This window comes from Bartonella sp. AP20NXHL, from assembly GCF_042196165.1.
Lineage (GTDB): Bacteria > Pseudomonadota > Alphaproteobacteria > Rhizobiales > Rhizobiaceae > Bartonella.
On the sequence record NZ_JBHIPV010000046.1, the window covers coordinates 1 to 3467 of the forward strand.

General features: G+C 41.1%; 5 protein-coding genes and 1 pseudogene. 4 read left to right on the plus strand and 2 right to left on the minus strand.

The annotated features are described in order from the left end of the window. Positions 1-420: pseudogene (locus tag ACFILL_RS08820) on the plus strand (hypothetical protein); the annotation flags it as partial. A gap of 341 nt (positions 421-761) precedes the next feature. On the opposite strand, the gene ACFILL_RS08825 reads toward ACFILL_RS08820, so the two are convergent. Further along, positions 762-941 (minus strand): hypothetical protein, encoded by a 180-nt coding sequence (locus ACFILL_RS08825; protein ID WP_375627011.1) that lies wholly within the window; start codon positions 939-941, stop codon positions 762-764. A gap of 119 nt (positions 942-1060) precedes the next feature. Here ACFILL_RS08825 and ACFILL_RS08830 point away from each other — a divergent pair, with 119 nt between their 5' ends. Continuing rightward, entirely contained in the window at positions 1061-1336 is a 276-nt protein-coding gene (locus tag ACFILL_RS08830) for a type II toxin-antitoxin system RelE/ParE family toxin (protein WP_273791641.1), read from the plus strand. Positions 1337-1366: 30 nt separating this feature from the next. Next, positions 1367-1693 (plus strand): HigA family addiction module antitoxin, encoded by a 327-nt coding sequence (locus ACFILL_RS08835; RefSeq protein ID WP_273791640.1) that lies wholly within the window; start codon positions 1367-1369, stop codon positions 1691-1693. 47 nt (positions 1694-1740) lie between these two features. Here the strand turns inward: ACFILL_RS08835 and ACFILL_RS08840 are convergent, their stop codons facing one another. Beyond that, entirely contained in the window at positions 1741-2274 is a 534-nt protein-coding gene (locus tag ACFILL_RS08840; protein WP_375643787.1) for an antA/AntB antirepressor family protein, read from the minus strand. Positions 2275-2631: 357 nt separating this feature from the next. On the opposite strand from ACFILL_RS08840, the gene ACFILL_RS08845 reads away from it, so the two are divergent. Further along, on the plus strand, positions 2632-3467 hold an 836-nt coding region (locus tag ACFILL_RS08845), incomplete at its 3' end, for a phage tail sheath subtilisin-like domain-containing protein (protein WP_375643786.1).

Sequence of the window (3467 nt, forward strand, 5' to 3'; positions counted from 1 at the left end):
TTTGTAAGCGGTAAGCCTGGAGAAACAACAACCATTGGCAAAAATTTTATTACCGCTACCGGAGGAAAGGGTGGTGGAGGTGCTTATTATTCCAGCCCATCATCCCGTTACTCAGGTTCTGGTGGTACTGGAGGAGTTGGCGGGAACTTTGGTTGGGCAACAGATGGTCTCTTAGGACTTGCCAAAGGCGGAAATGGTTATGCTGGAACGAAAGGAATTGATGCAGAAATGAGTGGTAACGGAGGTGATGCTGGGGGCGATACATCAAGGGGTGGCGCTGGAGGAACGGGAGATGGTTACCATACTTCAGGAAAAGCAGGGCGTGGTTTTGGGGGTGGAGGTGCTGGTGCTAACGGGGATGGGCATTACAGCGGTGCTGGTGCTGATGGCGCTGTTCTTATAAGATTATGGAAAGAATAAATGGATGCACAAGTAACCAAGATATGACACAAGTCAAATGGATAGCTGTTGTATAAGCTGGCTTACATGTTTTTAAGTCCTTTTATCGCTCTTTCAAAGCCCTTTTAAAGGGCTTTTTGACTGACAGTGTCAGTCTTATGAGAGAGTGAGATGATTGTTATGGTCTCTTCATTAATTTGGAGAGCAAAATGACAATAGAATTTAAACTTCGTATTCACTTTATTAAGAATGGCAAGGGATCTAAGTTTTTAGCAATATTTGATCAGACAGCCGTTGGTATGGTCGTAAAATCCTTGATGTTAACGTGCAAATTTATCCCCTCCATGCACCTATTCTTCTCTTTACGCATGAGGTGGAGAAACAGGATAGTGTTCTGTTTCATAAGCTTCAATTAACAAAACAAGAGTTTTCATTCTATCAAATTCTGGAGTATTAACTTCTGGCTGCTTATCAAACATTGCAGACACAATCTCTAAAGCTTCTTGATAATCTCTCTCTGTACGAATTGGTTTGATATTCATTTCTTAAATTCTTGTAGTTCCACAGTGTTGGCATCAATCATATTAAATTGTAACATTTTTGTTGACAATTGTCACTTAATACATTACATCTTACTTAAAATAAAGTTGTTGAGTTTGCTATGATCAAAACATTTAAAAATAAAGACCTCCAATCTCTCTGGGAAACAGGAAAAAGTAAGATTGATAGCAGGCTTCAACAGCGTATTATTCGCCGTCTTGATGCCCTTGACGCTGCTTCTCAAGTTAGTGATATCAATGTACCAGGTTATAATTTTCATATGCTTAAAGGCTTTACTCCAACTCGCTACACAATTCATATCAATGGTCCTTGGTGTATCACTTTTGAATTTAAAGACAGACACGTTTACCATGTTGATCTAGAGCAATACCACTGAAGGTTTTAAGATTTGTAAAGGAAACTATCCATGACCACACGTAATCCTAATCGTTGTCCTTCTCATCCAGGAGAAATTTTAGCTGAATCCTTAGAACATTTAAATGCAAGCAAAACCGAAATTGCTAGGATTCTTCAAATATCACGCCAGCACTTGCACGGTATCCTTAAAGGAGAACGTCCAGTCACAGCCGTAACAGCAGCTCGCATTGGTAAATTGTTAGGAAATGGACCAGCCCTTTGGCTACAGCTTCAAGCCAATTATGATACATGGCATGCCTTGAGGGACATTGATGTCTCTTCTATTCCAACATTAACAGCTAATAAAGTGGATATACAAATGGAACAGAGCCATTAACTACCTCCCCGCCTCAAAGACGAGGAGATAAAATCATGTTTTTAAAGTTAAGCAGCTTTTGTAATCGGACTTGCTAAAACCTTTTTTGCTTCTTTAATGAGGGCTTTATATTTTCTGTTTTCTTCGTCTACTCTGAAGGCATCAAGAAGACGCATATGAATTGGACCTAAAAGATACAAAACTTTTTCACCAGCGTTCATTCCCTCCCAATAACTTGGCAAATCAAAACGCGTATCACGATCATAATCAACAGATTGGTTTCTCAGTTTCTTTTCACACTCAATAAAGTAACGGCGTGCTTGACGTCCTTTCTCGTTACGTTCCACCATTGAGAGCTCTTTCGCCATGTCTAAAGTGATGTGATATTCTGTACTTGGACGACCGCCTTTAGGTTTTACTAAATTTTTAGTAAAACTCGCAAAGTCCTTATTTTCTAGGAAACCATATTCTTTAATACGATTAATAATCCAATCGTTAAAACGAGATGTTACCTTCAAAAACGTATGCAAATCACGAGCGTTAACAGTTTGAACAGTTTCCTGATCAATGATTTGTTCCGATATTGGAATAAGAGTATTCATGAGAACTCCTTGTTGTTAGACGTTTTTCATTGACATTTTTTATAAAAATGCCGGGTGCTGAAAAACACGGCAACAAGCCCGTCGTTATGCCTTTCCCCCGAAAGGGTATTGTATAGCGTAACCACACCCGACAAAGCTATTATATGCGTGTAGCATATAATGAGTCAAAGTCTTTAATGTACAGAAGACTGATTATTTCGGTAACCAATCCGCTTGTTGTTTTAAGGTGTTTTTCAAGCACCTTTGTATGAATCTAACGGTTTTGAATATTTTGTCAAGTCGTTTTCAAAAGCGGCTCTTTACCTCTCATTTTTCCCATTCATTTTCATTCACCCCTCATTTAAAGGAGCATAAAGTATGGCAACAGGTTTTTTACACGGTGTTGAAGTCGTTGAAGTTGACGACGGCACCCGCCCCCTTCGCGCGGTTCAGTCTGCCGTTATCGGGATTGTTGGCACAGCACCCGATGCCGATGAACAAGCATTCCCTCTCAACACACCGGTTTTGGTAGCAGGCTCTCTTTCACAAGCTGCAAAACTCGATAGAACAGGCAAACGACGCGGCACTTTACCCAATGCCCTTGATCTTATTTTTAAACAAGTAGGAGCAATTGTCGTTGTCGTACGCGTGAACGAGGGTGACAACGAAAATGCAACACTCACCAATATTCTGGGTGGTGTAAACGCAAATGGCGCTTATGAAGGTGTTCATGCTTTGATTGGAGCGCAATCCATTGTAGGACAAACACCACGCATTCTCATCGCTCCAGGCTTTACACATCAACGCCCTTCCAGTGTGAATATTGAAGAGAATGGAACTGGTGCAACTGCCAACCCCGTCGCAGCAGAACTCATTGGCATTGCCGAGCGTTTGCGCGCCATTGTGGTGCTTGATGCACCAAACAGCACAGATGAAGCAGCCCTTAGCACAGCAAAGGATTTTGATTCAAAACGCGCCATTATCATTGACCCTTTTGTAAAGGTGAATCGTGATGGAAAAATTGTAGAACAGCCAGCAAGTGCAGCAGTTGCAGGTGTCATTGCCAAAACGGATTTTGCCCAAGGTTTTTGGCATTCCCCTTCCAATAAAGTGATCAATGGCATTGTTGGTATTGCACGCCCCATTGATTTTTCCATTGGTGATCGATCAAGCCGCGCCAACCTTCTTAACGAACAAAACATCACAACAATTAT